The organism is Panacagrimonas perspica (genome assembly GCF_004364935.1).
Taxonomy (GTDB): Bacteria; Pseudomonadota; Gammaproteobacteria; order Nevskiales; family Nevskiaceae; genus Panacagrimonas; species Panacagrimonas perspica.
Genome location: NZ_SOBT01000005.1, coordinates 1 through 1,202, shown reverse-complemented (window position 1 = coordinate 1,202; position 1,202 = coordinate 1). Strand labels below are relative to the sequence as shown.

At 64.1% G+C, this 1,202-nt stretch carries 1 pseudogene; it reads right to left on the bottom strand.

Features of this window, described 5'->3' with window-relative positions:
- Positions 1-1,202: pseudogene (locus tag DFR24_RS00045) on the bottom strand (efflux RND transporter permease subunit); the annotation flags it as partial.

Here is a 1,202-nt window from a genome sequence, read left to right as displayed (position 1 = left end):
ACACCCACACCGAGCACGGTCACCATCACCGAGTTGATGTCCAGACCGATGCCCATCAGGTGCATCGTCGCCAGCAGGTAGAAGTTCGACAGCAACGTCGGGATCAGCAGGATCACCGCGGCCATCCAGTGGCGATACGCATACGTCGAGATGATGAAGATCGCGCCGCAGCACAGGCCGATCAGCACCCAGTGATAGCGCTCGACGACGCGGTTCATCGCCTCCTGCAACGCGATGGTTCCCGACGCCAGGCGGATGCGGACGACTTCGTGATCTTCGCCCAGGTCCGCCACGGCCTTGCGTGCCGTCGCCAGCGCGTTGTCGACCGTCTCCTGCTTGTTGTCGCGATAGAACAGCGACACCGACGAATGCTGGAACTGGAAGTCGGTCATGTCCGCGAAGTTCAGCGCGTTCTGGCCGAAGGCGACCGCCGTTCCCGCCGCGTTGACGGCGCGATCGGTGGGATCGATCGGAAGCCACGCCGGATGACCGCCGGAGTACAGGCGGCTGCCTTCTTCCATCATGTCGGGGAACGCGCGCGTCGCCTGCGCCGGCATCTCGGCGCTCTCCGCCTCGCGCTGGATCGCCTTCGACAGCTTGTAGACCTCGGCGCTGCGCGCGGCACGCAGCGCGACGTTCTCCGGATCCTTGGCTTCGAGAATGATCTCGAGCGAGTTGACGCCGGCGAAGTGGTCGTTGATGTCCTTGACGCCGACATTGAACTCGGAATCCGGCCACAGCAGGTTGCTGCCTTCCACCGGGTTGCCGATCGCAATCAGGCTCGAAACCCCGATCGCAGCCGCAGAAAGAGCGCCCAGCACGATCGCGGTGTACCGCGCCCGCGTTCCCGTCACCAGGGCAGCCATGCGGCGCAGCAGGTCCTTCTGAAACTTGTGGATGCCCTTCTCGTGATCGCCGCCGACGATCGCGTCGATGTTCTTCGGCGCCGGCAGATAACACTGCAGGATCGCGATCAGCATCACGCCGGTGGGGATCAGCCACACCGCCCACATGCCGCAGAACAGCGCGAAGCGCTGCATCGCTGGAATCGGCGCCACGCCGATCACGAAGATCGCGATGATGTCGGTCATGATGCCCAGCACCGACGGCGCCATCATCACCGCGAGCGTGGCTTCCGACGCCTTCACGCGGTCGCGCAGGTGCGAGTAGATCTCGTAGTAGCGCTCGGTGTACTGGATGCA